The organism is Sinorhizobium arboris LMG 14919, assembly GCF_000427465.1.
In the GTDB taxonomy this organism is placed as follows: domain Bacteria; phylum Pseudomonadota; class Alphaproteobacteria; order Rhizobiales; family Rhizobiaceae; genus Sinorhizobium; species Sinorhizobium arboris.
Map to the genome: position 1 here is coordinate 17,388 of NZ_KE386498.1, position 3,023 is coordinate 20,410.

A 3,023-nucleotide genomic window follows, 5' to 3' on the forward strand; every position below is an offset into this window, starting at 1 on the left:
CGAACAGGGTGCGCACCTCCACCCCGAGCGACTGCCGCCGCAGCCGCTCCATCAGCTGCACCGCCAGCAATGAGTGGCCGCCGAGCTCGAAGAAGTTATCGTGACGCCCGACCCGCTCGATGCCGAGCAGCTCTTCCCAGATCGCCGCCAGCAGCGTCTCGATCGCGCCGCGCGGCGCCTCGTAGCCCCGACGCGCATAGGCATCGTCGTCAGGGGCCGGCAGCGCTTTGCGGTCGAGCTTGCCGTTCGGCGTCAGCGGCAGCACATCCAGCCGCACGAAGATGGCCGGTACCATGTAGTCGGGCAGCAGGCCACCGAGATGGGCCCGCAACGCCGCGGCGAGCTCGGCGCCATCCGCTTCGGCCGCTCCCACCTCGGGCCTACACACGACATAGGCGACAAGCCGCTTGTCGCCGGCGCGATCGTCCCGCGCCACCACCGCCGCATCGGCGACGAGCGCGTGCTCGCAGAGCCGGGCGGCGATCTCGCCCGGCTCGATGCGGAAGCCGCGGATCTTCACCTGGTCGTCGTTGCGGCCCAGGAACTCGAGATTGCCATCCGGCAGGTAGCGGGCCAGGTCGCCGGTCCGGTAGAGACGGTCGCCTTCGACAAAGGCACTGGCGATGAACCGCTCCGCCGTCAGCTCCGGCCGGTTAAGGTAGCCGCGCGCCACGCCTGCCCCGCCGATATAGAGCTCGCCCACCGCCCCGAACGGAACGGGCACACCATGAACGTCCAGAAGATAGACGACCGAATTGCGAATTGGCCGTCCCACCGGCACCCGTTGCCCATCGAACCCAGCTGGTACCGGAAAGCAGAGACTGAAGGTGGTATTCTCTGTCGGACCGTAGCCATTAGAGATCAGCAGCGTGGGATATCGCTTCTGACATGTTTTGACGGAATCGGCAGAGACCTCTTCGCCCCCGACCAGCAGCTGTTGTAGTCGAGCCGTGCTCCGCCCCTCGCCGACATAGACGTCGAACAATCGAGCAGTCATCCACGCGATGGTGATGCCTTGGTCCTGGATGATCTGGGCCAGCGTTGCGGTCGAGAGGTGACGTTCAGGATAGAGCACAACTCTGGCGCCGTTCGCCAAGGCTCCCCAGAGCTCGAAGGTGGTCGCGTCGAATGTGGGCGAGGAGGCATTGAGAAAGACGTCCTGCGGTGCGATCTTGACGAAATCGTTCCCCGCCACCAGACGAACGACCCCCTGATGCTCGACCATGACGCCCTTTGGCATTCCGGTGGAGCCCGAGGTGTAGATGACATAGGCGAGATGGCTGGCTGTCAGGCCGAGGGCATGCGGGTCGGGATCGTCAGCGGCCTGGTCGGCCCAGGGAAGCTCGCCGTCCGAGAGATCGACCACGCTCAGATCGGCGAGTGCCTCGGGGCCGAGGGCTTCGCGGCCGGCCGCATCGCAAAGCATGAGCCGCGGGGCGGCATCGTCGAGCACCTGCCGTAGCCGCGCGCAGGGATAGGCCGGGTCGAGCGGCAGATAGGCGCCGCCCGCTTTCAGGATCGCCAGCAGCCCCACCACCATCGCCGGGCTGCGCTCGAGGCAGATCGCCACCGGCTGGTTGGGTTTGACCCCCAGCCCGATCAGATGATGGGCCAGCCGGTTGGCCTGGGCGTTGAGCGCGCCATAGGAGATCGACTGCTCTTCGAAGACCAGCGCCACCGCGTCGGGCGCCCGGCGCACCTGCACCTCGAACAGCTCGTGCACGCACAGGTCGGAGGGATAGTCCGCTTCCGTGCGGTTCAGCTCCTCCAGCAGATAGCGGCGCTCGTCGGCCGGCAGAATGTCGAGCTCGCGCACCGGCGTATTCGGCGCCCGTTCCAGCGCCTCGACCAGCTGCTCGAGCGCCCGCTGCATGTAGCCGCAGATCCGGTCGGCGGAGATCGGCTCGACCACCTGCGCCGTCAGGCCGAGCGCCTCGCCAAAATCCTCCACCGCCAGCGTCACGGGATAATTGGTGCGTTCCTCGCTCCCCAGCCACTCGATGCCCGACAGGTCCTCATTGGTTGTCGAGCCGGCGGCCGGGGTGTTGTGACGGTAGTTCAACAGCGCGGCGAACAGCGGCGCCGGGGCTGCAACGCCGCTGCAGCGTTGCGCCAAGGCGAGCGAGGCATGCTCGTGTGCGAGCAGCTCGGAAAGCCGCGCATGTGTGGCCTGCACGCTCGCCGCGACCCCCGTCCCGTCGAGGTCGAGCCGCACAGGCAGGGTGTTGATGAACAGGCCCATCGTCCGGTCGGCGCCGGCCCCGGCATGCATGCGGCCGAACAGCACCGTGCCGAACACCACCTGTTCGCGGCCGCTGCTCAGCGCCACCACCTGGCCCCAGGCCAGATGGCAAAGGCTCGCCAGGCTCACCCTGAGCCGCCGCGCCTGGTCGCGCAGCCGATCGTTGAGCGCCTGCGGCAGCATCCGCTGCGCCTCGCCGGCCCCGCTGCCGTCGCCGCGAACCTCGCTCAGCCCGAACGGCAGGGTCGGCTCGTCGATATCGGCGAGCATCTTCCGGAAGAACTCCTCATGCGCCTTGGCATCCATGCCAAGCCGCGCCTGCGCCACCAGATTGCGGAACGGCTGCGGCGCATCAAGCGCATGCGCGCGTCCCTCGAGAACCGCCTGGACCTCGGCATGCATCACTTCGGCCGTCGTGTGATCGCCGATCAGATGATGCTGCAGCTCCAGAAGCAGCCAGCGCTCGCTGCCGGGCTCGCGCGCGATCACGAAGCGCAACAAGGGCGCCTGGCCAAGATCGATGCGATGCTGGCGCGGATCGAAGCGGCGCTTCAGCTGCTCGTGGCCGAGACCGCCATCTTCCTCCAGCTCGACCTCGCTCACCGCCAGCGGCGCCTTGCGCCACACNACCTGCGCCGGGCTCGACAGACCCTGCCAGACAAAGGCGGTGCGCAGGATGTCATGGCGGTCGACCACCTGTTGAACCGCCGCAAGGTAGCGATCCAGCAGACCGCGATCGGCAAAGGCCATCTGCGAGACCAGCAGATAGGGATCGCCCTCG

Annotated in this window: 1 protein-coding gene; it reads right to left on the bottom strand. The window is 67.6% G+C overall.

What is annotated here, in order from left to right; genetic code table 11:
* Nucleotides 1-2,992: non-ribosomal peptide synthetase (locus SINAR_RS01000000134615; protein ID WP_441004999.1), on the bottom strand; the 2,992-nt coding region annotated here is incomplete at its 3' end.
* Nucleotides 2,993-3,023 lie beyond the last annotated feature (31 nt).